This is a genomic window from Marinobacter psychrophilus, from assembly GCF_001043175.1.
Taxonomy (GTDB): Bacteria; Pseudomonadota; Gammaproteobacteria; order Pseudomonadales; family Oleiphilaceae; genus Marinobacter; species Marinobacter psychrophilus.
Genome location: NZ_CP011494.1, coordinates 1,531,037 through 1,556,482 on the forward strand (window position 1 = coordinate 1,531,037; position 25,446 = coordinate 1,556,482).

The 25,446-nt window shown below is 55.6% G+C and carries 21 protein-coding genes and 1 pseudogene; 11 read left to right on the forward strand and 11 right to left on the reverse strand.

Annotated features, from left to right (window positions below):
* Positions 1-17: 17 nt before the first annotated feature.
* The 3 genes from ABA45_RS06795 to purM are packed head-to-tail and all read right to left on the reverse strand — an operon-like array spanning position 18 to position 2,543.
* Entirely contained in the window at positions 18-788 is a 771-nt protein-coding gene (locus ABA45_RS06795) for a DUF3108 domain-containing protein (protein WP_048384861.1), read from the reverse strand.
* A 31-nt stretch (positions 789-819) separates the two neighbouring features.
* Positions 820-1,482, reverse strand: coding sequence for a phosphoribosylglycinamide formyltransferase (gene purN / locus ABA45_RS06800; RefSeq protein WP_048384862.1), 663 nt, complete (start codon positions 1,480-1,482; stop codon positions 820-822).
* Complete coding sequence (purM, locus tag ABA45_RS06805) at positions 1,479-2,543, reverse strand: phosphoribosylformylglycinamidine cyclo-ligase (RefSeq protein ID WP_048384863.1); 1,065 nt, start codon at positions 2,541-2,543, stop codon at positions 1,479-1,481. Before purM ends, purN begins: the two co-directional genes overlap by 4 nt.
* 316 nt (positions 2,544-2,859) lie before the next feature.
* On the opposite strand from purM, the gene ABA45_RS06810 reads away from it, so the two are divergent.
* Genes ABA45_RS06810 through ABA45_RS06830 form a run of 5 tightly spaced genes read left to right on the forward strand, consistent with a single transcriptional unit; the run spans position 2,860 to position 6,436 of the window.
* On the forward strand, positions 2,860-3,954 hold the full coding sequence (locus ABA45_RS06810) for a DUF2066 domain-containing protein (protein ID WP_227506157.1): 1,095 nt from the start codon (positions 2,860-2,862) through the stop codon (positions 3,952-3,954).
* Between the two features lie 21 nt (positions 3,955-3,975).
* Positions 3,976-4,536, forward strand: coding sequence for a CDP-alcohol phosphatidyltransferase family protein (locus ABA45_RS06815; RefSeq protein WP_048384865.1), 561 nt, complete (start codon positions 3,976-3,978; stop codon positions 4,534-4,536).
* Positions 4,515-5,231 carry a DnaA regulatory inactivator Hda gene (gene hda, locus ABA45_RS06820; protein ID WP_048384866.1) on the forward strand — a complete coding sequence of 239 codons (717 nt, stop codon included), beginning with the start codon at positions 4,515-4,517 and terminating at the stop codon, positions 5,229-5,231. The genes ABA45_RS06815 and hda overlap by 22 nt, the downstream gene beginning before the upstream one ends.
* Positions 5,232-5,279: 48 nt before the next feature.
* A complete protein-coding gene (locus ABA45_RS06825) occupies positions 5,280-6,089 on the forward strand; it encodes a ParA family protein (RefSeq protein ID WP_048384867.1) in 810 nt (269 codons plus the stop codon).
* The gene (locus tag ABA45_RS06830) at positions 6,086-6,436 is read left to right on the forward strand and encodes a YqcC family protein (protein WP_048384868.1); all 351 of its coding nucleotides are present in this window, start codon (positions 6,086-6,088) and stop codon (positions 6,434-6,436) included. The genes ABA45_RS06825 and ABA45_RS06830 overlap by 4 nt, the downstream gene beginning before the upstream one ends.
* A 34-nt stretch (positions 6,437-6,470) precedes the next feature.
* On the opposite strand, the gene nadC is transcribed toward ABA45_RS06830, so the two are convergent.
* Positions 6,471-7,313 carry a carboxylating nicotinate-nucleotide diphosphorylase gene (gene nadC / locus ABA45_RS06835; protein WP_048384869.1) on the reverse strand — a complete coding sequence of 281 codons (843 nt, stop codon included), beginning with the start codon at positions 7,311-7,313 and terminating at the stop codon, positions 6,471-6,473.
* A gap of 258 nt (positions 7,314-7,571) precedes the next feature.
* Between nadC and ABA45_RS06840 the strand changes: the two genes are divergently transcribed.
* From ABA45_RS06840 to ABA45_RS06855, 4 genes are all read left to right on the forward strand, one after another.
* On the forward strand, positions 7,572-9,884 hold the full coding sequence (locus tag ABA45_RS06840; protein WP_227506159.1) for a DUF1631 domain-containing protein: 2,313 nt from the start codon (positions 7,572-7,574) through the stop codon (positions 9,882-9,884).
* 80 nt (positions 9,885-9,964) lie between these two features.
* Positions 9,965-10,579, forward strand: a complete 615-nt coding sequence (gene ampD, locus ABA45_RS06845) for a 1,6-anhydro-N-acetylmuramyl-L-alanine amidase AmpD (RefSeq protein ID WP_048384871.1) — start codon at positions 9,965-9,967, stop codon at positions 10,577-10,579.
* Complete coding sequence (ampE, locus tag ABA45_RS06850) at positions 10,576-11,472, forward strand: regulatory signaling modulator protein AmpE (RefSeq protein WP_048384872.1); 897 nt, start codon at positions 10,576-10,578, stop codon at positions 11,470-11,472. The genes ampD and ampE overlap by 4 nt, the downstream gene beginning before the upstream one ends.
* A gap of 115 nt (positions 11,473-11,587) precedes the next feature.
* Positions 11,588-13,615 (forward strand): methyl-accepting chemotaxis protein, encoded by a 2,028-nt coding sequence (locus tag ABA45_RS06855; protein WP_048388770.1) that lies wholly within the window; start codon positions 11,588-11,590, stop codon positions 13,613-13,615.
* Positions 13,616-13,622: 7 nt separating this feature from the next.
* On the opposite strand, the gene cysG is transcribed toward ABA45_RS06855, so the two are convergent.
* From cysG to ABA45_RS06875, 4 genes are all read right to left on the reverse strand, one after another.
* Positions 13,623-15,083 carry a siroheme synthase CysG gene (gene cysG / locus ABA45_RS06860; protein ID WP_048384873.1) on the reverse strand — a complete coding sequence of 487 codons (1,461 nt, stop codon included), beginning with the start codon at positions 15,081-15,083 and terminating at the stop codon, positions 13,623-13,625.
* Between the two features lie 24 nt (positions 15,084-15,107).
* On the reverse strand, positions 15,108-15,731 hold the full coding sequence (locus ABA45_RS06865) for a phosphoadenosine phosphosulfate reductase domain-containing protein (protein WP_048384874.1): 624 nt from the start codon (positions 15,729-15,731) through the stop codon (positions 15,108-15,110).
* 78 nt (positions 15,732-15,809) lie between these two features.
* Positions 15,810-16,304: a DUF934 domain-containing protein gene (locus tag ABA45_RS06870; protein WP_048384875.1), complete on the reverse strand. Its 495-nt coding sequence runs from the start codon at positions 16,302-16,304 to the stop codon at positions 15,810-15,812.
* Positions 16,288-17,955: a nitrite/sulfite reductase gene (locus ABA45_RS06875; RefSeq protein WP_048384876.1), complete on the reverse strand. Its 1,668-nt coding sequence runs from the start codon at positions 17,953-17,955 to the stop codon at positions 16,288-16,290. Before ABA45_RS06875 ends, ABA45_RS06870 begins: the two co-directional genes overlap by 17 nt.
* Before the next feature lie 262 nt (positions 17,956-18,217).
* On the opposite strand from ABA45_RS06875, the gene cysD reads away from it, so the two are divergent.
* Both cysD and cysN read left to right on the forward strand, forming a co-directional pair.
* Positions 18,218-19,135, forward strand: coding sequence for a sulfate adenylyltransferase subunit CysD (gene cysD, locus ABA45_RS06880; RefSeq protein WP_014870767.1), 918 nt, complete (start codon positions 18,218-18,220; stop codon positions 19,133-19,135).
* A gap of 87 nt (positions 19,136-19,222) precedes the next feature.
* Positions 19,223-20,722: pseudogene (gene cysN, locus ABA45_RS06885) on the forward strand (sulfate adenylyltransferase subunit CysN); the annotation flags it as partial.
* 196 nt (positions 20,723-20,918) lie between these two features.
* Here cysN and ABA45_RS06890 read toward each other — a convergent pair.
* From ABA45_RS06890 to ABA45_RS06900, 3 genes are read right to left on the reverse strand one after another with little or no spacing between them, the layout of a single operon-like run.
* A complete protein-coding gene (locus tag ABA45_RS06890; RefSeq protein WP_048384878.1) occupies positions 20,919-21,497 on the reverse strand; it encodes a cob(I)yrinic acid a,c-diamide adenosyltransferase in 579 nt (192 codons plus the stop codon).
* A 46-nt stretch (positions 21,498-21,543) separates the two neighbouring features.
* Positions 21,544-22,560 carry a ketopantoate reductase family protein gene (locus tag ABA45_RS06895; RefSeq protein WP_048384879.1) on the reverse strand — a complete coding sequence of 339 codons (1,017 nt, stop codon included), beginning with the start codon at positions 22,558-22,560 and terminating at the stop codon, positions 21,544-21,546.
* Positions 22,561-22,562: 2 nt separating this feature from the next.
* Positions 22,563-25,415, reverse strand: a complete 2,853-nt coding sequence (locus tag ABA45_RS06900) for a valine--tRNA ligase (RefSeq protein WP_048384880.1) — start codon at positions 25,413-25,415, stop codon at positions 22,563-22,565.
* Positions 25,416-25,446: the final 31 nt, after the last annotated feature.

The window sequence follows — 25,446 nt, forward strand, 5'->3', positions numbered from 1 at the left end:
CGCAGTCCAGGCGCAGATTAGAGCTTTTTTATGCTTTTCAGGAGGAGCTCGTAGCGGCTGCCATCAGGCTCGGTTTGTAGCAATTGCACCAGCATGTGGTCGAATTTCGGGGCGAACCACATCAGTGTCTCCCGCTTGGCGCCTTCGCCACGCAGTTTTTCCACTGTCAGAGCGTTCATCTCGCCTTGGAGTGTTTCAATCAACCCCTCGTCAATGACAGCAAATCGTTCCTTGGCCACCCGGCCGTGGCTCACGTAACGGTACTCCATTTCCCGTTTACCGGCCTTGATGTCTTGGTGCAACTGCAGTTGGTAGCCCAGTGGGTCCAGCAGACCGGGGCTGAGGGCGACTTCGAATGCTTTATCTTTATAGCGGCCGGTCGCAAGATTTTGCTTCCAGTCAAAATCGATGGTTTCTTCGCGGTCTCGGATCAGCAAACCTGAAAGCTTATAGCGATAGCGCAAAGGAATGACCTGGCCGTCCTGCCACTTCAGTACCACCGATTCTTCAATATCGGCTATAAACGATTTTACCGAGGTGCGATAAAGCCAAACGCCGTTATTCTGGTCACGAAGAATGCGCCTGGCGCTACCGCTCAAGGTAATGCCCTGCTCGATAGAGGCAGAAAAAGAGGCTTCGAAAGGCGCTAGTCTGGGCGTATCCGAAGGCTCGCCACCCACTTCAGCCAGCACAGGTGTCATAAAGACAATCAGGCACAACCGTAAGGCCACGCTGAGCAGCAGGGGTAAGCCCGGGAAAGCGGATCTAACCAGGGCTTTTTTCTGCATGACAGCCTCCTCAAGCACAACGTTCGGGCGATTAGTTTGCCGGCAACACCAATGGTTGGTGAAGCGCTTGGCCATCAAACAACACCTGTTCAGCCCCCAGTTGCACGCGGCCTTCACAGCACCAACGCACCACAATCGGATAAAGCACATGCTCTTGGGCCTGCACCTTCTGCGCCAGGGTTTCGGCGCTATCGTCCGCGCCCACTGCAATCTGGGCCTGGGCAACAATCGGCCCGCCATCCAGTTCCTCGGTGACAAAGTGCACAGATACACCGTGCAACTTATCACCGGCGTTCAATGCGCGCTGGTGGGTGTTCAGGCCAGTGTATTTTGGCAGCAGCGAGGGGTGAATGTTCAGTAATTGGCCGCGGAGCGCGCGGACAAAACCCTCGGTCAGGATGCGCATAAAACCGGCTAGCACAATCAAGTCCGGGTTATGGCGGCGGATTTCCTGCATCAGAGCGCCGTCGAATTCATCGCGACTGCCATAGCGACCGTGTTCAATCACAAAGGTCGGAATGTTTGCATGGGCAGCCTTCGCCAGTGCTGGGGCCTTGGCCTGATTACTGCCAACCGCCACGATGTCGGCGGGGTAGTCGCGCTCACGGCTGGCTTCAATCAGCGCCTGCAAGTTGCTGCCCTCGCCTGACACTAGAATCAGAATCTTGGGGCGCGGTGACGGATCCGCTTTCATATGGCCAGCAGTCCCGGCTGGTAGCGTACAACGCTGTCGGCCTGGCGATCCGCGCCGGCTTCAATAGTACCAAGATGCCAGGCTGTTTCGCCCATGGCATTGAGTGTGTCCAGCGTCAGCGACAGTTGGTCCTGTGGGATGCATAACACCATGCCAATGCCGCAGTTAAACGTACGGTACATTTCTTCAGTGGCCACGCCGCCGGTGTCTTTTAGCCACTGAAATACAGGCGGTAGCTGCCAGCTGGCGGTATCAATTGCGGCCACGGTGCCCTTGGGCAATACGCGGGGTATGTTCTCGGGCAGGCCGCCACCGGTAATGTGTGACAGAGCACGTACGTCTATGTCGCGAATCAGCTTTAGCAGGTTTTTAACATAGATGCGTGTCGGGGCCATCAGGGCCTCGGCCAACGTGGTATCGCCTATTGGCTGGTTCAGATCGGCGTTGCTGACTTCCAAAATTTTACGGATCAGCGAATAACCGTTGGAGTGGGGGCCGGAAGAGCCCATGGCCAGCAGGGCGTCACCCGGGCGCACGCGGCTGCCGTCAATAATATCAGCGCGCTCGGCTATGCCAACGCAGAATCCGGCAAGATCGTAGTCATCACCTTCGTACATGCCCGGCATCTCGGCAGTTTCACCACCCACCAGCGCGCATCCGGCCAGCTCACAGCCTTCGCCTATGCCATCAACCACGCTGGCAGCAACGTCTACATTCAGTTTGCCAGTGGCGTAGTAGTCCAAAAAGAACAGGGGCTCGGCGCCACCCACAATCAGGTCGTTCACGCACATGGCAACCAGGTCGATGCCGATGGTGTCGTGTTTTTGTAACTGCATGGCCAGGCGTAATTTCGTGCCTACGCCGTCGGTGCCGGATACCAGCACCGGCTCTTTATAGCCAGCAGGAATGGCAACCATGGCACCAAACCCACCCAGGCCGCCCAACACTTCCGGGCGACGGGTGCGTGCTGCTGTCGCTTTAATGCGGTTGACGAGTTCATTGCCAGCGTCAATATCAACGCCTGCGTCGCGGTAAGTCAAAGAGGGCTTGTGTTCGCTCATGGAGGTGTAAACCGTTGGCCAGTGGGTCAAGGGGCGGATTTTAGCAGGTGCAGTGAAGGGTACCAACCGTAATTGCCACGATTCCGCCTCAAGGCTGCTGGGGCGCAGCGCTACTCAGGCCCGGGGGCTTGGTGTATCCTGTTCGTTATCCATGCAATTGCCGGGTTTTTACATGCGTGCATTTCAAAAGAGCGACAGGCCTGAATTTCAAAAAATCGATAGGACTGACTTTCAAAGATCAATCGAATTCAAGTCATTGTCCGAGTCTTGCTGCGGTCTCGTAGTCAGCACCCTGGCCCGTGTCAGGCAGTCTGTTGTGCGCTGGACATTGGCGGTGGTGTTGCTGTTGGCGGCTCAGGCTCAGGCAGTAACAGTCAACAATCTGTATTCTGCCAACGTGGCTCTGCAAGGCTCCGGGCTAGAGGCGTTATCGGCGTCTTATGGCGCAGGGTTGCGTGAGGTGCTGGTGCGTGTTGCGGGCAGCCGTGGAGTATTAGAGCGCGAAGGTGTCGATGGTGTGCTTGGCACGGCCGAGTCTATGCTGACGTCTTACCAGATTTTAAATGCAGGTGCTGAAAGCCGGGTACAGATGAGCTTTGGCGCGGTAGCAGTCACTCAGGCGCTGGCCTCAATTCAGGCGCCGGTGTGGGGTGCCAACCGGCCACTGACATTGGCCTGGGTTGCGCTTGAAGAAAATGGTCGGAGGGCATTGATTACTGATATCGGTCCTCTTGACGGTGCCAGCGCCGATTTTCGCTCCGGTCTTGAAATCGCATCGCGGGCTCGCGGCTTGCCGCTGGTGTTACCGGTTGCGGGGGCGGCAGGTAATCGCGAGTTACTGTCGGATATCTGGGGCCAGTTTGTTAGCCGGGTACGCAGCGCTTCCAATGATGTTGGTCGTGATGTGATGGCGCTGGTGCGGGTTAGTCGCAGCGGTGATCAGTGGCGCGCGGGTTGGGTGATGGACGGCTTCAGTTCTGATAGCCCTGGCGAGCAGGCGGTGAACGCAGACTCGCCGGCGGCTCTCGCACAGGCGCTCATTGATCGCTGGACCGAACTTTATGTTAGCCGTTACGGGGCAAGCGGAGGCGAGGCGGGTAAACAACCTACGGTGGATTTAGTACTGCAGGGCGTGACTAAATTGGCTGACTACGCCAAAATAACCCAAGCTCTGGCGCTGATTAATGCTGTTGAAAATGTGGTCCCCGTTGAAGTGAAGGGCAGTGAGTTGACCATGCGCCTGACATTTTCTGGTGAGTTGGATCAACTGCGTGACCACATCACGCTGGATTCCCGCTTGGTGTCTCAGCCAGCAGCGGCCGGACCGTCAGAGGAACAGGCTTTGCAGGCGCTGTATCCGGTTCTGATTTACCGTTGGCAGCCTTCACCGGTCCCGGCGGTGGTGCGTTAAGGCCGATGTGAGGAGGGCGCTTTGAGCTTGCATTATTGGCGCTGGATTCCGAATGCCCTGACCTTTTTGCGTATTGTGTTGATTGTTCCGTTTGCTATGGAGTTGCACGCAGGCAGTTATCCCATGGCATTGATTATTTTTACGTTGGCAGCGGTGACTGATGGCGTGGATGGGTATCTGGCCCGCCGCTTTGGCTGGCGCTCCCGCTTTGGCGCCATTGTCGATCCGCTAGCGGACAAAGCTTTGCTTATTACCGCCTATCTGATGTTGGCACTGGGCGGGGTGTTTCCTTTGTGGCTGTTTTTGCTGGTGCTGGGGCGCGATCTGTTGATTGTTTGTGGCGCACTGATATTTCATTATGGAATCGGCAGATTCGAAATGGCTCCGAGCCTACTGGGCAAACTCAACACTGCGATTCAGATTTTTGCAGTGCTGGTGGCTATGCTATTGCAGGTCATCACCATGGTGCCGCCATGGATAAATTCGGCGCTCGTCTGGGTGGTTGCTGTACTGACACTGCTTAGCGGCGCGCACTATTTGCTCGCTTGGAGCTTACGGGCATGGAGGGCCAGGTTGTCGTGACAAGTTCACAGCTCATTCTGGGTGTTAAATTGCGTGACGACGCCCGCTTCGACAACTTCCACGGCGAGCGCAATGCGGCCGTGGCTGAGCGTTTGAAACAGGCTTGTCAGCCTCCGGTAACGATGCCAGTGGTGGTGTTGTGTGGCGATTCCGATACCGGCAAAAGCCACCTGCTACAGGCCCTGTGTCATTACGCGGAAAGTCAGTCGTTATCAGCGGTTTGCATCAGCATTACCGAGCTGGGGCCGTTTGGGCCAGATGCGCTGACCGGGCTCGAGCAATTTAACCTGGTGTGCCTGGACGATCTGGACAGCGTCGTTGGTCAGACTGGCTGGGAAGAAGCCGTTTTTCATCTTTACAACCGCATGCTGGATGCCGGCCACCAGCTCGTTGTGAGCTTGTCGGACGTGCCCGCGTCTTTACCATTCATTTTGCCCGATTTGTCTTCCCGTCTTAGCCACGGTTTGACTCTGCAGCTGGGTATTTACCGCGATTCAGATCGCAAACGTATTCTGATGGCCCGCGTAGAACAGCGAGGCCTGGTCATGGCTGTCGACGTTGCCGGATTTATTCTGCGCCGCGCACCGCGAGGTCTAGGGGAGTTGCTGGCCATTCTGGACTCGCTCGACGAAAATTCACTGAAAGCCCAGCGCCGGCTGACTATTCCGTTTGTGAAAACCGTAATGAACTGGTAACTGCTGTCGCTATGAGCGAACGCTAATACACAAGTAAGGAGACGAGCGATGAGACGGGTGGTATTCAATCAGAAAGGCGGTGTCGGCAAGTCCAGTATTACCTGCAATCTGGCCGCGATCAGTGCGGCCCGCGGCAAACGCACTTTAGTGGTTGATCTTGACCCGCAGGGCAATTCAACCCATTACCTGATGGGTCGGCCTGCCGCCGAGCTCGATAATAACGCGGCCGATTTGCTGGAGCAGACCTTGTCGTTCACGGTGTTCAACCGGCGCCCGGAAGAATCGTTTGTGCACGCAACGCCTTTTAAAAACCTTTGGGTGCTGCCTTCCAGCCCGGAGTTGGAGTTTTTGGAACGCAAGCTTGAAGCCAAGCACAAAATCTACAAACTGCGCGAAGCCCTGAAAAAGCTGGATCAACATTTCGACGACATTTACATCGATACTGCGCCGGCACTGAATTTTTACACCCGCTCGGCGTTGATTGGAGCCCAGCGCTGCCTGATCCCTTTTGATTGTGATGACTTCGCGCGCCAAGCGCTTTACAGCATCATTCACGAAATTCAAGAGCTGCAGGAGGACCACAACCCGGAGCTGAGTATTGAAGGTATTGTTGCCAATCAGTTTCAGGCCCGCGCTAGTCTGCCGGCCAAGCTATTGGCTGAACTGGAGCAGGAAGGTTTGCCGGTACTGTCGGTGCGCTTGTCTAGTTCGGTGAAAATGAAAGAGTCTCACCAGTGTCACCAACCGCTGATTCATATGGCACCGCGACACCCGCTAACCCAGCAGTTTGAAGACCTTTACCGACTTCTTCATGGCGAACCACTGGCTGCCGAAGCGGCGCCAACGGCGCAAGAATGAAAGACGGACACGATACCCTTGGCCATACTTACCAAGTTGCTGACCGTCTGCTGGCTATTGAAATTCAGCTGCGTCAGATGAATTGTTGGCAAAGCGAGCCTTTGGCCGCTGAAAAGTACCTCAGCCGCGAGCCGTTTTGCCTGGATACCATGAGCTTTGAGCAGTGGCTGCAGTTTGTGCTTTTAGCGCGGTTGAAACAGCTGGTTGAAGATGATCAGCCGTTACCCATGGTCAGCGGCGTGGCGCCTATGGCAGAAGAGCACTATCGCAGCGGTTCCGGCCCCGGGCAGGCGTTGATTCGCGAATTGGCAGCCCTGGACGAACTGCTGGGCGCAAAGCCCGGCTGAGCGCTATCGCCAGGCCACGAAATGTGATGGCCGCTCAGGCGTCCAGGCGCATGGACAGGTCTACGGCCCGCAGGTTTTTTGTCAGCGTACCTAAAGAGATAAAGTCCACACCGGTTTCGGCGATGGCCACCAAGGTGCTGTCGTCAATGCCGCCAGACGCTTCAAGGCGGGCTTTGCCTGCAGCTTGTGCCACTGCTGCGCGCATATCCGCCAAGGAAAACTCGTCAAGCATGATGATGTCGGCGCCAGCATCCAGCGCCTGCTGCAGTTCGTTCAGATCCTCGGTTTCCACTTCTACCGGTTTGCCTGGCGCCAGTTCCCGCGCTGCACGCACAGCGGCCGCAATAGAACCGCAGGCCGCAATGTGGTTTTCTTTGATCAGAAAAGCGTCCCACAACCCCAAACGATGATTACTGCAGCCGCCACAGGTGATCGCGTATTTTTGCGCCAGGCGTAAGCCAGGCAGGGTTTTGCGGGTATCCAGCAGCTGCGTACGAGTGTGGCTGATCAGCGCCGCGTAATGGGCGGCGTTGGTGGCTACCGCAGACAGGGTTTGAAGCCAGTTTAAGGCTGCACGCTCGGCGGTCAGCAGGCTGCGGGCCAGACCATTCATGCGGTACAGTAGTTGACCGGGTTCGACGCGTTGGCCGTCTGCCACCTGCCAGTCCAGAACAACGTCGCAATCAACTTGGCGAAATACTTCATCTACCCATTCGCGGCCGGCAATAACGGCGTGTTCGCGGGTAATCACGCGGCCGCTAGCGCGGGTGTCGGCGGCGATGAGTTGTGCAGTAATGTCACAGTCGCCAATGTCTTCGCGCAGACTGTGGGCGACCGTTTCAATTCTGGACTGGCGCAGAAGTTCGACACTGATCATGGTGTGGTGTCCGTAACGGCAGAGAAGTTAGGTGCACGTGGCACAAATAGGCAGAAACGGAGTTTATCGCGCCTGCCGGCGTTCGCCAACCGTCGCGCACACGTTGCCGAGTGTGATCTAGTTCAAGACTCTACAAATCCTGACAAATCCTGACAAATCCTGACACATGCTGACGCATCAAGGCTTTATGATACTATTGCAAGTATATTTAGACAGGCAAAGGAAAAAGCAGTTCGGCATAAGCAGGAGGTAGATATAGTGCGGGACAAAAAAGTTGTCAACATCACTGGACAGGGTTCGACGTCCCGCTTTTTTTTGCCGACTGCGTTAATTCGGCTACGGGATGCGTCTGCCCAGAGTATCCGTACTGTGCTGAATCAATTTTTTGATCGCGCTGACGATGCTCTGTTCGAACTCGCCGATCGCGCCGGCACTGATCAGGAACAAACCCGCTATTTTGACGCCATGCGTGAGCTTCGTCTGCGTCGAAAGTCGATGACAGTCGCGGTGTTGCATCACGTTGGTCAGGCCTTCAACGATATTGGCAAGTTCCGCCCGCAGAGCACCGTTCCGAGCTTCGACAGTGTCGACGAAGGTTCCCTTAGCCTGCTGGATCACGCCGAACTTGAACAGCAGGTGGCCATCGATAATATGGTCACAAAACTGCGTTACCAATACAGCGAAGCGTTACGTCACCTGAGCTTGCGCGTGCGCCATTTATTACCCGGTGTGACTCTGGAAGACGACCAGATGCCCTTGTGCCCGGAAGTTCTGTGCGGTGGACTGGCCGCGGCCAGCAAAAATCTTGACGTTGACATAAAAGCACGACTGATAGTGCTGAAATTGTTTGATCAACTGCTGGTGACTAGCCTCGGCGAGGTTTATCACGAGGCCAATGTGACCCTGATCAAAGAAGGTGTTCTGCCTGACAGCAAAGCTGTCAGGCCGGTGCAAACGACTCGCAGCCGCCAGGATGCGCCTGTGCCGCCGCCATCAGCAGTGTATCGAGAGGCAGATGGATACGGGGTGGGGCAGCCTCAGGCAGAGGTCTCTGCCGCTATTTTTTCGCAATTAAGCGCGCTTCTGCGGCAGGCTCAGCCTGCTTATGGTGACGGTCAGGCTCCTGCCAGTGGTGGTCAGTGGCTGCAAACCGATGCGCTGCTGGCGCGGCTGAGCCAGGTTCAGACAGCATTTGGTAACGATCCCGGTGCGCCGCTGGTACCCCTGAACCAGCAGCTGCAAACGGTGTTACAGAATTCGTCTGGCCAGTCACTGCGGCCCGGCCAAGTGGACAACGACGTCATTAATCTGGTGGCTATGTTGTTCGAGTTTATTCTGGACGACCGCCATTTGCATTCGGTGATGAAAAGCCTGTTGGGGCGGCTGCAGATACCGATACTGAAAGTAGCGCTAACAGACAAGAATTTCTTCAACCGCGGTGGCCACCCTGCACGCAAGTTGCTTAACGAAATGGCACTGGCCGCCACTGGCTGGACTGAAAAACGCCCCGGCCAGCGCGACCCCTTACTGGATAAAATCAGCGCGGTGGTCAACCGAATACTGGCGGAGTTTTCCACAGACGTCTCGCTGTTCAACGAGTTGTTGGACAATTTCAACCAGTTCTCTGATCTGGACCAACGCCGCAGTGACTTGGTAGAGCAACGCCTGCGTGATGCAGAAGATGGCCGTGCACGCCATGAGCAGGCAACCGCAGACGCCAAAGAACTGCTGAGCAAAGCAATGGATGGCCGGTTATTACCCGAGCCGGTGCAAGAGATGCTGAATGGTCCCTGGAGCCACTACCTGCATTGGCTGGCGCTTCATGAAAGCATCGATAGCAAAGCCTGGCAACGAGCCAAGACGCTAACCGAGCAGTTGATCTGGACTATTGACCCAGTACCCCTGACGGCAACGACCCATGAGTTGTTGCAACAAGCCATACCGCAAGTGATTGAGCAGTTGCGTGGGGCTCTGGAAGGTGTGGCCTGGGATGGTTTGTCGGTAGAAATGGTGATCCGTGATCTGGAACTGGTGCATCTGGATGTGTTTCAGCGCCTGGTGATTACGCCCAGTGAAACCGCCGACAATGATCATGCTCAGATTGACGACAGCCAGGAATCGCCGGCTGTCAGAGCGGGTGCTGTGGCTTCAGTCACGACAGACACTTCAGTAGGCGCCAGTTGCCTGGCGCCTGCCTTGCCAGTTGCCGCAGATGACCCAGAAGAAGCGGTGTTTGCCCGGGTGCCAGAGCCGGAGGTTTCAGAGCCCACAAGAGCTCAGCCGGTCGTTGCCGAGGAATGGCTGGCCAAAGCCGATGGTTTGCGAGTTGGTTGCTGGCTCGAGCTGCATCGCGATGGCAGTCAGATTCGCTGTAAGCTTGCGGCGTTTATTCGAGCGGTCGATAAGTACATATTTGTAAATCGCAGTGGTGCCAAAGTCGCCGAATATCGGCGCAACGAGTTGGCGGAAATGATGGCCCAAGGCCATATTCAAATACTGGACGACGGTTTGATTTTTGACCGGGCTCTGGAGTCGATTATTGATAACCTGCGCACCAGTCGCCGCTTTTGAAGATTGCAGCGTGCCGTGGCACACGGTGACGCTTTGTGATTCAATCGGAGCTATCCCACTTCGTTGAATCAGGATTCGCCTTGCCTCAAACTCCCCACTCTGCGTTTACCCTAGCTGCTAAGACGGCAGCCACACTGCGTGCAAACGGCAGAATAGATGGTGCCCTCTGGCGACCGTCTCCTAACTTTGGTGCGCGGCCCGCGACTAGCCAGGTAAGCCTGATTGTTGTGCACTGCATCAGCTTGCCGCCGGGCCAGTTCGGGGGCCCTGAAATTGAAGATTTCTTCTGCAACCGGCTAGACATCAAGGCTCACCCGTATTTTCAGACCATCGCCACAATGACTGTTTCAGCCCACCTGCTGATACGCCGTGATGGCACGCTTATTCAGTTTGTCAGCCTGCTGGATCGTGCCTGGCACGCTGGCCGTTCACGTTTTTGCGACCAGGACGAGTGCAACGATTTTTCCATCGGCATTGAGCTTGAGGGCAGTGACGATGTGCCTTATACCGAGGATCAATACCAGGCATTGTCCGCTGTTTGTCATCAAATTATGGCGACTTGGCCAGAAATTGGTGTTGACGAGATTACCGGCCACAGCGACATTGCGCCGGGGCGAAAAACCGATCCCGGGCCAGCGTTTGACTGGTCGCGGCTGCATCAAAGCCTGGCAAAATCGACAAAGGACAGATTATGACGCTGTTTATATTTGTGCTGGCCTACCTGCTGCGGCGACGGCTGGATAGTCGCGATCAGCTTGATGGCCATCAGCTATGGCGCAGTTGGTTTGAAAGCTTGAGGCAACGCCTGCCGCAAAGCCTTCCCGAAAGAACGAGTGCTTTGGCGCCGTTATTGGCGGTGGCTATTCCGACCGCCGTGGTTTGGCTGGCGCAGAGTTACTGGCAACACCACCACTGGCTCTTGGTGGGATGGTCACTGGAATTGCTATTGCTTCTGCTGTTGCTGGGTATGCCTGGCTGGCGTCAGCATCTGGCAAATTACGCCCGGGCATGGCGCCGGGGTGACATGCAGGCAGCCTGGCGCTATATCCAGCATCTGCTACCGGCGCATCAGCGCGGCGCAGCGCTATCGCCTGAAACCATGCAGCTGGCAATCTCTGAGGCGTTAATGGCGCAAGTATTCTGGCGTTATTTTATGGTGCTGTTCTGGTATGCGGCAGGCGGAATTTCTGCCGCGGTGCTGGCAAGCGGCCTGGTTGCATTGGGGCAGAGCTGGCCGCAATCTGGCAAATGTGGCCAGTGTGAGCGTTGGCGCGAATGGGGCGGTTGGTTGCCGGCGCAGTTGCTCGCGCTGACCTTTGGCCTGGCTGGTGACTTGGCCGGCTGGCTGCGGCAACGTCGCCAAGGCCGGGGCCACTGGCAATTGCCAGTAGCAAGGCTGCTGATAGCCGCTGCCGATGGTGCTTTGAGCGGTTACGCGCTGGACCCAGGCCGATTTGCCTTATTACACCCGCAAGACTGGCAGAGCTATGGTGAACGTAGCTTGACCGCCATTCGCGATCTGCTTAACCGCAGTATGCTGGTATGGCTGTGCCTACTGGCATTGATGGTGATCGCCGGCGTGGCCTAGCCGAGTGCAGGGCATGCTGTTACATTTTCTAACAAAAAAAGCTCTGGTTTTAAGGTCTTGGGCGACACTCAAGTTGAATAATAAAAATGCAGAATTTAATAAAGCGGCGAAACATGTGAAAAAATTGATTGCTCCAGCCATTGCGTTGATGAATCGGCTACCGATGATTTTTAAATTCAGCCTCATTAGCTTCCTCTTTTTGCTGCCCATTGCAGGGCTGTCCTGGCTGGTCATTACTCAGCTTAACCATTCCTTGGCAATTACGACCAACAGCAAGGCTGGCTTGACACAGCTAGAGCAAGCGGATGAAATCCTACGCCGCGCTATTGATTATCGCGATTATCAATCGGTAGCGGCATTCAGCGACGACAAGGAACTGCATGCCCGTGCAGACCAAGCGGCTGCGGCTGTTGATGCCGCAATTGCTCGTTTGAACAGTGCTGCTCCCGAGTTTGATCGCGGTGGAGTATGGGCCGCCCAAGCCAACCAATTGCGCGAAGCCTGGAATACTCTGCGTTCCACGCAGGTAATTAATAACCGGTTTGACGCCCAGTTCACCTATAACCAGGAGTTTGTGCAGAAAGCGTCAACCCTGTTACCCGCTACCGTGGAGTTGTCGGGCCTTGCGCAAACCGATTCGCGGGAAAACCTGGTGTTGTTGAAGTTATTGGGCGACTCTTTGCCCGAGGCGCGCAGTGCGATCGGCCAGGCTCGATCCTATGGCATTTACGCGTTGCTGGAAGGGCAATTAAGTTACGATCTGGGCGATCAGCTGAACCGGATTTACGATCACTTGACTAATCAGGCTTCTTTGCTCGGTCCTGCGTTGACGGTGGCGCAGGAGGCGTCGCCTTTACTTGCAGGCCACGCTGCCGGTGTAAAGAAAGTCAGCGCCAGCCTGCTGCAAACCCAAGCTTTTGTGGACGCCAACGTACTGACGCCAGTGCGGCTTGAAATGAGCTGGGAAACCTATGACAGTACCGTGAGCGAGTATTTGCTGGACCATCAGCGCCTCGGCGCTGTGGCATTTAATGGTTTGTTGCAAAATCTGGGCAACCGTCTTCATTTCGAAACCACTCAACGCACGTTGATTATCGTTTCGCTGCTGTGCGTGCTAATTCTAGTGGTGTATCTGTACATTGGATTTTTCATATCAGTACGCACCGCTATTAACCGTTTTGCCGATTCTGCGAGGCAAGTGGCATCGGGTGATATGACAGCTCGCATCGAACTTAGTAATCGTGATGAACTGGGTGAACTGACTGGCGAATTTAACAGCATGACTGACCGCATTGCCAGCCTGATCCGCTCGGTGGGTAACACCACCGCAGAGGTAGATCAGCAGGCGAGTCGGGTAAATGTTACGGCGGTAGCGACCAGCGATGCGGTGAGTCGGCAGATGCACGAAAGTGAGCAAATTCAGGAGGCTATGAGTCAGATGACGGATGCGGTCAATGAAGTGACCGAGAGCGCCCATCGGGTAGCTGATAGCGCCGGAGCTGCCGAAAAAGATACCGAGACCGGGCGCCAGACTGTAGCCGACTCGGTGGCGACGATTCACCAGTTGGCGACGGAAATTTCCAGCGCTGTAGACGCGATTCACCGGGTCAGTTCTGACAGCAGCGACATCAGTAAGGTGCTGGTGGAAATCAAGGCCATCGCCGGACAAACCAACCTGCTGGCGCTGAATGCGGCCATTGAAGCGGCTCGGGCCGGAGATCAAGGCCGTGGTTTTGCGGTGGTAGCTGACGAGGTGCGGTCCTTGTCTCAGCGCACTCACAAATCCACTGAAGAAATTGAAAAGATGATCTCGCGTTTGCAGAGTGGCGTTAAAGGGGCGGTTACTGCGATGACAAACAGCCATCAGGTGACTGAAGCGACCGTGCAGAAGTCTGCGCTGGTGACCGATGCGCTGAACCGCATTGCTGCCGGTATTTCGACCATTGTCGATATGAGTCAACAGATCGCCCAGGCAGCAGAGGAACAATCGGCTGTCAGCCGCGACGTTAATGCCAGCGTGGCACAAATTGGCGAACTGGGCTTGGCAACGGCGCAGAACGCCCGGGGCACATTGGACTCGTCCCAGGAAATGTCACGGCTAACGGCGTCGTTGCAGCAACTGGTAGAGACGTTTCGGGTCTAGAAGCGGCTCAGGCCACGTTTGCCTCAGTGAACCTGGCCTCGCTGCGCACCATGCCCAAGGCGTGGGTAATGTTGTCGCTGGGCGCAGTCTCACCAAACCAAGCCAGCTTTTCGTAAAGGCGAACTACGTTTCCCACAATAATCAACGCGGGCGCCGGCAGCTGAGCCTGCTCCTGTTTGGTGGCGATATCGGCCAAAGTGCCAATCAGCACTTTCTGATCGACTGAGGTACCGTGGGAGACAATGGCAATCGGTGTATCTGGCGCCCGGCCATGAGCCATCAGGCCGGCACTGATTTGCGGCAGTGTGTGCAGCCCCATATAGAACACGACTGTTTGATTGGGCTGTATCAGTTCTTTGAAATCGAGGGCTTGTTGTCGATTTTTTAACTGGCCGGTTACAAACTTGACTGATTGGGCATAGCCACGGTGGGTCAGTGGAATGCCGGCGTAGGTCGAACACGCGCTGGCGGCGGTAATGCCCGGTACCACCTGGAATGGTATGCCATGGGCTTTGAGCTCTTCCAGTTCTTCACCGCCGCGTCCGAAAATAAACGGATCACCGCCTTTAAGCCGCACCACCCGCCGCCCCAGTTTGGCGTGTTTTACCAGCAGAGCATTAATGTCGTCTTGCGGCACCGTGTGATGATCTCGACGCTTGCCGACGTAAATCAGGTCGGCGTCGCGCCGGCACAAATCCAGCACTCCTGGCGATACCAGATTGTCGTAAAACACCACGTCAGCCTGCTGCATCAGACGCAGCGCCTTAAACGTCAGCAGCTCTGGATCACCCGGGCCAGCACCGACCAGATACACCTCGCCGGTTTTATGACCAGCGTCGCCCCGGTTGATGGCCGACACCAGCATGGATTCGGCTTCGTCATGGCGACCGGAAAACACCTTTTCGGCAATTTGTCCTTCCAGCACGTTTTCCCAAAATTGACGCCGGTCATTGAGCGAATTGAAACGCGCCTTAACCCGATCGCGAAAGCGCCCTACCAAACCACCGAGGCTGCTATAGCCTTTGGGGATAAGGGTCTCCAGGCGAGCCCTTAATAGCCGCGCCAGCACCGGTGACTGCCCCCCGGAGGTAATGCCAATCACAATGGGCGAGCGGTCGACGATGGCCGGAAATATGAAGCTGCACAGCTTGGGCGTATCCACCACATTGATGGGGATATTTCGCGCTACCGCCTCGGCGTGAACCTGACGGTGTAACTCGGCGTCGTCGGTGGCGGCGACCACCAAGGTTTTCCCCTCCAGCAGGTCGCTGTGATAATCCCCCAAAATGATCTCGTCTCGGTCATCGGTCAGTAGAGCCCGAAGTTCCTCATCGACGGCATGGGAAATCACAGTCAGGCCAACACCTGCGCGTTTGAGCAGGCGAGCCTTGCGCAGGGCGATATCACCACCGCCCACCAGTAACACCTGGCGATCGTTCAAATTGAAAAACAGTGGTAAAAAATCCATGGCAGCCTCCTGGAGTGGGCAGTATCAGAGCTTAGTGTGTAACCCGCACTCGCGGGTTTCCAGAGCTTTGGTGGGATCGAAATAATCGTGTTCGTCGGGCAATTGGTGTGCGGCCAGGTAGGCATTCAGGTCGGCGCTGGTCAGGTTAAATAAAGGTGCCACTTTCACAATGCCGCTTTTGCTGGTGGAGACGATGTCCAGCGATTGGCGAAAGTCGGTTTGGTCTTTGCGGATGGCGTTAAACCACACATCCGGTTGAATTTCTGCCAGGGCCCTAGCGAAGGGTTCCAACTTCACTTGGCGGGTAAATTCCTCGTGCAGCGGCTGGTCAATCTCTGGTATGCCCTGCATCAGCACGTTGCGCCGGGCAGCGGTCTGCTGCGGTATAAACGTGCTCACATTCAGCTTCAGTTGGGCAATCAGTTTTTCTGCAAAACGATAAGTGGCAGAGGTGTTGTAACCCGAATCGATCCATATCACCTGGATGTCCGGCCGGGCTTGAACCGCCATGTGCAGGATCACGGCTTCGTAAGGACCGAAGTTGGTCGTGACGACGGGATTGAGCGCCTGCGTTAAGGCCCACGCTATGATTTCTTGGGGCCGGTTGTTGGCAAGCTGTTGGTTGGCCGTAGCCACATCAAGCTTCATGGTGTCGATGTCCTTTGACTAAAAATCAGCGCTGTAAGCAGCGACGAATAAAATGTTTGAAGGCGATCAAACCCGTGTTTAGCGACGAAAAATCGGCCGCGGATCCGCTGTCGTACCCTGATAATTTACGCTAATCTCGGAAAATGCCTGAAGATGATCGGTTTGGAAACGCTCGTCATTGATGGCAAAGGCGTTAAATCCGGAGCTTTGCATTAGCGCCAGGCGATCGCGGGTAACATGGCCCAGAGCTCGAATTTGCCGATTAAAACCGCTACGCACCAACTGGCGGGCGATGCTGAATCCGCGGCCATCGCGAAACGTCGGGAACTCGATGGCAATCAGGTCGAGTTGGCTGTGGTCGGCGTATAACGCCGCCAGATCATCATCACCATTCACGATCACGCCCAGCGGGCTGTTGCGCTGTTGCAGTGCTTCCCGGTGTTGCCGATACCAAATGATGGGTACAGCAATAGGCCCATTTTCGGGTATTGGTGATCCCTCGTCGAGAGCCGCCTGATCAAGTAACTGCCAGGGGTCTTCGGTCACAATGCGCTGGTCAATGAGCAGTGGCATACACACGTTCCTTAAAAGGTTTGATGCCCACACGTAGCACTACCTGCGCAAACGATTCGTTTTCGCGGCGCTGGTCAACGTACACGGCCAGAATTTTTTCCACGGTGAGAGCAACGTCGCTCGCCGGTACCGACCTTCCTAGAATCTTGCCCAGGCGTGCGTCTTCTTTAGACGACCCGCCGAGTGAAATCTGATACCAGTCTTCGCCCTTTTTATCCACGCCCAGAATGCCGATGTCGGCGACGTGGTGATGGGCACAGGCGTTGATGCAACCAGACATGTTTAGTCGGATTTCGCCTAGATCGTACAGATGATCCATATCGTCAAAATGCTCATTGATCTGGTCCGAAATGTTCAACGTGCGGGCGTTGGCCAGCGAGCAAAAATCAAACCCCGGGCACACAATCATGTCGGTCAGCGTGCCAATGTTGGAACGCGCCAGATTGTTCGCCGCCAGCGCCTGCCATACTGCATAAAGGTCGCCCTCGCGCACATCGGTCAGCACCAAATTCTGATGGTGGGTGGCGCGAGTTTCGCCAAAGCTGTAACGATCAGCCAGGTCTGCAACCGCATCCATCTGGCTATCGGTGATGTCGCCAGGGGCTTCCAAATACGGTTTCAGCGAAACAATGGCAATGCGGTAACCGTCAACCCGGTGAGCCAGAGTGTTGTGGCGGTACCAGGCGTTAAACTCGATGTCGGTTGCCAGTGAATCGCCTAAAGACGCATGGGCGTCGGCATTGGCGGCGTTGGCATCGTAATCAGGTAGAGTGAAAAACGATTTGGCTCGGGCAATTTCGGCATCGGTGAGTGTCAACTCGCCATCGCGGATGTGGGCCCATTCCTCCTCGACCAGGCGGCGGAATTCGTCAGGGCCCAGAGCCTCCACCAGAATCTTGATGCGCGCCTTATACTTGTTGTCGCGGCGGCCTTTGAGGTTGTACACCCGCAAGATGGCGTCCAGATACGACAACAGATGCTGTTTGGGCAGGAACTTACGAATGCTCTTGCCGATGATGGGCGTCCGGCCCAGCCCCCCGCCGACCAGTACTTCAAAGCCTATTTCGCCATCGGCGTTTTGCACCATTTGCAGGCCAATATCGTGCACCTGAGACGCTGCGCGGTCTTCTGTTGCGCCGGTGACGGCAATTTTGAATTTCCGCGGCAAGTAAGCAAATTCTGGATGCAGGGTGGACCACTGGCGGATAATTTCGCAGTAAGGGCGCGGATCTTCAAGTTCGTTTTCCGCTACACCGGCGTAGGGGTCGGTGGTGGTGTTACGAATGCAATTGCCCGAGGTTTGAATGGCGTGCATCTGCACCTGAGCCAGTTCCGCCAGAATATCTGGTACCGCTGCTAACTCTGGCCAGTTGAACTGAATGTTGGTGCGAGTGGTGAAGTGGCCATAGCCGCGGTCGTAAGTGCGGGCAACGTGGGCCAACTTGCGCATCTGGGTTGATGATAACAGTCCGTAAGGGACAGCCACACGCAGCATGGGAGCCTGGCGCTGAATGTAAAGGCCGTTCATCAGCCGCAGCGCAGAAAATTCATCCTCCGGCAGTTCGCCCTTCAGAAACCGGCGGGTTTGGTCACGAAATTGCTCCACCCGTTCGTCGACCAGTGTCTGGTCAATCTGATTGTACTGATACATGACTGTTTCACCGCCTTATGTAAATTTCTACAACAATCATACGCAATGCTCTTTATTCTTTATAATGATATTTATTGATTTTGATATTCAAATATCGAATATTGAGATCCACGTCGTCGAGACTTTCATTATTCTAAAAAAGAATAAATAAACGTTTATTTATTCTTTTAAAATCTTATTTTCCTTTGTGATACTGCGTAGCACATTCAGCCGGTGGCATCTGCCGGCCTTTTAAACCGTCGATTTACGCAGGCCGCCGTTAATGACTTCTTTGCCAGAACGCCGTCTTACCCACCTCAAACAGCTGGAAGCTGAAAGCATCCAGATTATTCGTGAAGTCGCTGCGGAGTTTGACAATCCGGTGATGCTGTACTCAGTGGGAAAAGACTCGGCGGTCATGCTTCACCTTGCCCGCAAGGCGTTTTTCCCGGGCACCCCGCCGTTTCCTCTGTTGCACGTAGACACCACCTGGAAATTCCGTGAAATGATCGAATTTCGCGACCGTATGGCCGCGCAGTCGGGCATGGAGCTGCTGGTGCACATCAACCAGGAGGGCGTAGACATGGGGGTCGGGCCTTTTTCCCACGGCTCGGCCACGCATACCGACATAATGAAAACCCAGAGCCTGAAACAGGCGTTGAACAAGTATGGCTTTGACGCCGCTTTCGGCGGTGCCCGCCGTGATGAGGAAAAATCCCGCGCCAAAGAGCGAGTGTTCTCATTCCGCGACAAGCATCACCGCTGGGACCCGAAAAATCAGCGGCCGGAGTTGTGGAATCTGTTCAATACCCGCATCAACAAGGGCGAAAGTATTCGCGTATTTCCGCTGTCTAATTGGACCGAACTGGATATCTGGCAATATATCTTTCTGGAAAGTATTCCGATTGTACCTTTGTACTTCGCAGCCCTGCGGCCGGTGGTTACCCGCGATGGCATGATGATCATGGTGGACGACGAGCGCCTGCCTCTGAACCCGGGCGAAGAGCCGGAACTGCGTAAGGTCAGGTTCCGCACCCTGGGCTGTTACCCGTTAACCGGAGCGGTGGATTCCGAGGCTGATACGTTGCAGGACATTATTCAGGAAATGCTTTTAACACGAACCTCCGAGCGCCAGGGGCGGGCGATAGATCGCGATGGAGCGGGCTCTATGGAAAAGAAAAAAATGGAAGGATACTTTTGATGGAAGTGTACGTCTGATGGCGACCTGTAAAACATTTGTCGCACCACTGAATTCAATCTTTGAATTGCGCCCTTTTGGAGTGCCGCTATGAGCCACCAGTCTGACCTGATTGCCGATGATATCGACGCCTACCTGCACCAGCACGAAAACAAGGAATTGCTGCGCTTTCTGACGTGCGGCAGCGTAGACGACGGCAAATCTACCCTGATTGGACGGCTGCTGCACGACTCCAAAATGATTTATGAAGACCAACTGGAGGCGATTCACAACGACAGCGCACGAATGGGCAATGCCGGCGACGAGCTGGATTTGGCGTTGCTGGTGGACGGCTTACAGGCCGAGCGCGAGCAGGGCATTACCATTGATGTGGCCTACCGTTACTTCTCGACCGCACGGCGGAAATTCATCATCGCCGACACCCCGGGGCACGAACAGTACACTCGCAATATGGCCACCGGCGCTTCCACCTGCGACCTGGCTATCATTTTGATCGACGCCCGCTACGGCGTGCAGGTACAAACCCGCCGCCACAGTTTCATTGTGTCGCTGCTGGGGCTGAAACATACGGTAGTGGCCATCAACAAAATGGATCTGGTGGATTACAGCGAGGAACGCTATGAGCAGATCAAGGCTGATTATTCGGCGTTTGCCAATCAGCTGGACTTGCCAGACATCCAGTTCGTGCCTTTGTCGGCGTTAAAAGGCGACAACGTGGTTAATCGCTCAGAGTTCATGCCTTGGTATCGGGGGCAAGCGTTGATGGAAACTCTGGAAAGTGTGGAGATTGTCCGCGACCAGAATTTCGACACGCTGCGTTTTCCGGTGCAATACGTGAACCGCCCCAACCGAGACTTCCGCGGCTACTGCGGCACTCTGACCGCTGGCGTGGTTCGCCCGGGTGATGACATAACGGTGTTGCCGTCTGGTAAATCATCAAGGGTGAAATCCATCGTGACCTACGACGGCGAGCTGAGCGAAGCCTTCCCGCCTATGTCGGTGACGCTAACGCTGGAAGATCAGATTGATATTTCCCGTGGCGACATTCTGGTGCACAGCAAACAGATACCTCAAACGACGGATCGTTTTGATGCCACGTTGGTGTGGATGGCCGAGCAGCCGCTGGTGCAGGGAAAAACGTACGACATAAAACTGTTGACCGGCCGCGTGGCTGGAGCCGTGACCGCCGTTCGCCATCGAGTGGATGTGAACTCGTTACACAAGACCGAGGCCAATACTCTGGCGCTGAACGAAATCGGTCTTTGCGAACTAACGCTGGAACAGCCTGTGTTGGCGGACAACTACAAAGAATTCCGCAGTACCGGGTCGTTTATTGTGGTGGATCGCTTAACCCACACCACCGTGGCAGCGGGTATGATTTTGCCCAGCTCGCAGCAACAAGGCTTCGCGCTGCATCACAGCGCACAGGTGACCACATCGCAAAAAGCCCGACGCTTTGGTCAGCAAGCCGCGGTAATATATATAAAAGGCGAGGCGAACGCCGCCCGTACGCTGGTTCATTCCTTGGAAAAAGTGCTGTTTGACGACGGCCGTGCCGTGGCGACGCTGCAGCACGACGATCTGCAATACAGTGAAGGCTTCAAAGCACCGCTGGCTCTGGCACTTAAAGCCAACGGTCTGCTGGTGCTGACGGATACCGACACCGGCCACAGCGATTTGACTCTAATCCTGGCGGATTTGCCAGATCAGGGTGGGCAAGTGGCCGCTGCATTGGAGCAGCTGCGCGAGCACAAAATCCTGTAAAGGCGTTGCTGTTTCTAGGGTGCTATTTGTGCGGGGGCAGTTCATCGCTGCTGGCTTTCTTCTGCTCCCACAGAATTTCTTCCGCGCCCTCGCGCCGTGCCAGCACCCGTGAGGCGACAAACAAAAGGTCAGACAAGCGATTCAGGTACTGTCGCGCCAGCGGGTTGATAGAGTCCTCATGGCTGAGTGCCACTACAACACGCTCGGCACGGCGGCACACGGCGCGGGCCATGTGGCACTGAGCTGCGGCCGGGCTGCCACCGGGCAAAATAAAGTTCTTCAACGGTGGCAATGATTCGTTCCACTCATCCAACAAGCCTTCCAACCAGCTGATGTGCTGCTCGCTGATGACGATGCTACCCGGAATCGCAAATTCACCACCCAGGTCAAACAGGTGATGCTGAATGCGGCGCATGGGCTCAAACAGCGCATCATCGCTGTCCAGCATCTCAACCAGTAAGCCCATGTGACAGTTCAATTCATCCGCCGTACCCATGGCCTCAACGCGCTGGGCGCTCTTGGCAATGCGGTTACCATCGGCCAGACCGGTAGAACCATCGTCTCCGGTACGGGTGTAGATTTTTGACAGGCGGTTGCCCATGGAATTCTCCTAATTGGTTAAAATGCTAGCCTGATTGGTTGAAAGGCTAAAGAGCTTGTACTCGCTGAACCAGCATTTGGTTTACCGGTGTGGCAATCCCGTGGCGCTGCCCGCACTGCACAAGGTAACCATTGATAAAATCGATCTCGGTTTTACGCCCGGCGTTTACATCCGCACGCATCGACGACGTGTTATTGGTCGTACTTTTAGCGACCGCCTCAATCCGCTTCCGCAGCGCTTGTGGGGCAGTACGTTCACCGGTATTGGCCTGCAGTAAAGCAGCGATTTCGGTGCATAGCCCGTCAATCGTCTGCCGATACAGCGGCGCGTCCACTATGGCACCATTCGGGCAGTCCAGCAGTGCGGTAAACGCATTAATTCCGGCGTTGACAACCAGCTTTTGCCACAGCCGCTGCACAATACTGTTTTCGGTATGCACCTGTAATCCAGATTGTGCCAGCTGCTGGACCACCGATTCAGTATAGTCATAAGCAGAGTCGGTAAGCGGGCCCACCCAGGTATCCCCGGCGCCGGCATGCACCAACACATCCGGCTCTGGTCGATTCGCCCCCTCTGTGGTGCTAGCCGCTAAAATCGGCCGGCCCGGCCAGCGCTCGGTCACTGCCTGCTGACTGCCCAAACCGTTTTGAAAAAGAACAACGGGTGTGTCTTTAGCAATATACGGCAGCCAGCTCTCCAGAGCCGAAAGCGTATCTCCAGCTTTCGTAGTCACCAATAGCAAACTGATATCAGCAGCCGAACAAAGCCACGGTAGGTTAACAAGTGTACGAGCAACACCAGTGTCCGGCGAAGCAGAGATTACAAGGACGTATTCACAGCGTGTTTCGGGAGTGCCCTCCAGACGGCTGAAGCTCCCCCGATGACCGGTGCCGTCTTCAGGTGCAATGTTAGAGCGCTCAGCGGTCTGGCCAAGACTATCCAGTCGCGGCAAAAACCCACAACGAGAAGATGGCAAAAGGGCGGCCCATAGCCGCCCCATTGAACCCGCTCCAAGAATGGCGATCTGCCCGCCATCCCCGAAACGCTTAACGCCTGCAGTCATGCTTACATGGCCTCAATGTCAGCACGCTGCTGCTGCAAACGCGCCAGATTGCGCTGAAACTCGGTCAGCTTCTCCTGCTCCTTGGCAACAACCTCCGCCGGTGCCTTGGCGGTAAACTTCTCATTGCCCAGCTTGCCTTCCAGCCGACCAATTTCCTTACTTAGACGCTCCAGCTCTTTATCAAGTCGCTTAAGCTCTGCATTCTTGTCAATCAGGCCGGCCATGGGCACCAGCACTTCCATATCGCCTACCAGTTGCGTGGCGCTCATCGGTGCATTGTCGCCTTCAAACCACTCCAGACTTTCCAGCTTCGCCAACGAGCTCAAAAACTGGCGGTTCTCATTCATCCGGCGCTGGCCTTCTGCGCTGTCACCACGGAACAGCAGCGGAATCTTCTTCGCCGGGGAAATATTCATCTCACCGCGAATATTACGCACCGCCACAATCACGCCCTTCAACCATTCAATGTCCGCAACCGCCTGATTGTCTTGGCGGCTGTTATCGGCCTGCGGGTACGGCTGAAGCATAATGCTGTCACCGGATTTGCCGGCCAGCGGCGCGATGCGCTGCCAGATTTCCTCGGTGATGAATGGCATGATCGGGTGTGCCAGGCGCAAAACGGTTTCCAGTACGCGCACCAGTGTACGGCGGGTGCCACGCTTGGCTTCAGCACTGGCGCTGTCGTCACTCAGTGAAGGCTTGGACAACTCTAGATACCAGTCGCAGTATTCGTTCCAGATAAACTCGTACAGCGCCTGTGAGGCCAGATCAAAGCGGTACTGGTCCAAATGGCGGGCCACATCCTGCTCGCACTGCTGCAAAGCGCTAATAATCCAGCGGTCGGCTAGCGACAGTTCTACTGGCTCGCCGTTCACGCCGCAGTCTTCACCCTCGACGTTCATCAATACGTAACGGGCGGCGTTCCACAGTTTGTTGCAGAAATTGCGGTAGCCTTCCAGGCGCTTCATGTCCCAGTTGATGTCACGGCCGGTGGTGGCCATGGCCGCCAGGGTGAAACGCAGGGCGTCTGTGCCGTGGGCCGAGATACCTTCGGGGAATTCTCTTTCGGTCTGTTTGGCAATTTTCTTGGCCAGCTTCGGCTGCATCAGGTTGCCGGTGCGCTTTTCCAGCAGCGGCGCCAGGTCAATGCCGTCGATCATGTCCAGCGGGTCAATCACGTTGCCCTTGGATTTGGACATTTTTTCGCCGTTTTCGTCGCGGATCAGACCGGTAACGTAAACGGTTTTGAATGGAACCTGGGGTGTGCCGTCTTCATTTTTCATGAAGTGTGTTGTCATCATGATCATCCGCGCAACCCAGAAGAAAATGATGTCAAAGCCTGTCACTAGAACGTCTGTCGGATGAAAGGTCTTTAGCCGCTCGGTGATCTCCGGCCAGCCCAGAGTGCCAAATGTCCAAAGAGCAGAACTGAACCAGGTGTCCAGAACGTCATCGTCCTGTTTTAGCGAAAAATCGGCCGCCAGACCGTGCTTCTGGCGTACCTCGTCTTCACTGCGGCCCACGTAGATATTGCCCTCGGCGTCGTACCAGGCCGGAATCCGGTGGCCCCACCACAGTTGGCGGGAAATACACCAATCTTGAATGTCGCGCATCCAGGAGAAGTACATGTTCTCGTATTGCTTGGGCACAAACTGGATGCGGCCTTGTTCAACGGCTTCAATGGCTGGTTTGGCCAGAGTTTTGGCATCGGCAAACCATTGATCCGTCAGCATCGGCTCGATGATCAGGCCGGAACGGTCCCCACGGGGCACGCTCAATACGTGGTCTTCCACCAGCTGAACCAGGCCAGCAGCATTCATATCGGCCACAATCTGCTTGCGCGCGTCTTCCCGGGTCAGCCCGCTGTAAGCGGCGGGCAGGGAAGCGTCCAGATCGGTATTTTCAGTGCCGTCGCTGTTGAATACTTCGGCTTGCTGGCGGATTTTGGCGTCTTGGGTTAGCACGTTCATCATTGGCAAATTATTGCGCTTGCCTACGGCGTAGTCGTTAAAATCGTGAGCCGGGGTAATCTTCACGCAGCCAGAGCCCTTTTCCGGGTCAGCGTGGTGGTCGGCAATCACTGGAATACGGCGATTCACCAGCGGTAGCATCACGAACGTACCAATCAGATGCTGATAGCGCTCGTCGTCGGGGTGAACGGCTACGGCAGTGTCGCCCAGCATGGTTTCCGGGCGGGTAGTGGCAACAACCAGGTAATCTTTACCGTCTTGCGTGGTGGCACTGTCAGCCAGCGGATAGCGCAGGTGCCAGAAAAAACCTTTCTCTTCTTTGTTTTCCACTTCCAGATCGGAAATGGCGGTGTGCAGCTTCGGATCCCAGTTCACCAGGCGCTTGCCACGATAGACCAGGCCGTCTTCGTACAGGCGGATAAACACTTCCTGCACGGCCTTGTAGAAACCGTCGTCCATCGTAAAGCGCTCGGTGTCCCAATCCACCGAGTTACCCAGCCTGCGCATCTGGTCGGTAATGGTGCCGCCAGATTCTTCCTTCCATTCCCAGATACGCTTAATGAACTCTTCACGGCCCAGATCGTGGCGGGTTTTGCCTTCTTCCCCAGCCAGTTTGCGCTCAACGACCATCTGCGTGGCTATGCCTGCGTGGTCACTGCCTACCTGCCACAGGGTGTTGTGGCCTTGCATGCGCTTGTAGCGGGTGAGGGTGTCCATAATGGTGTGCTGGAAGGCATGCCCCATGTGCAGGCTGCCGGTCACATTCGGTGGCGGAATAGCGATGCTGTAAGACTCGCCCTCGCCGCTGGGGCGGAAGTAGCCTTTAGATTCCCAGTTGTCGTACCACTGGCGCTCGATGTTTTCTGGCTGGTAGGTTTTTTCCATGGGTTTTTGCTGGTGACCGTATTGGTGAATT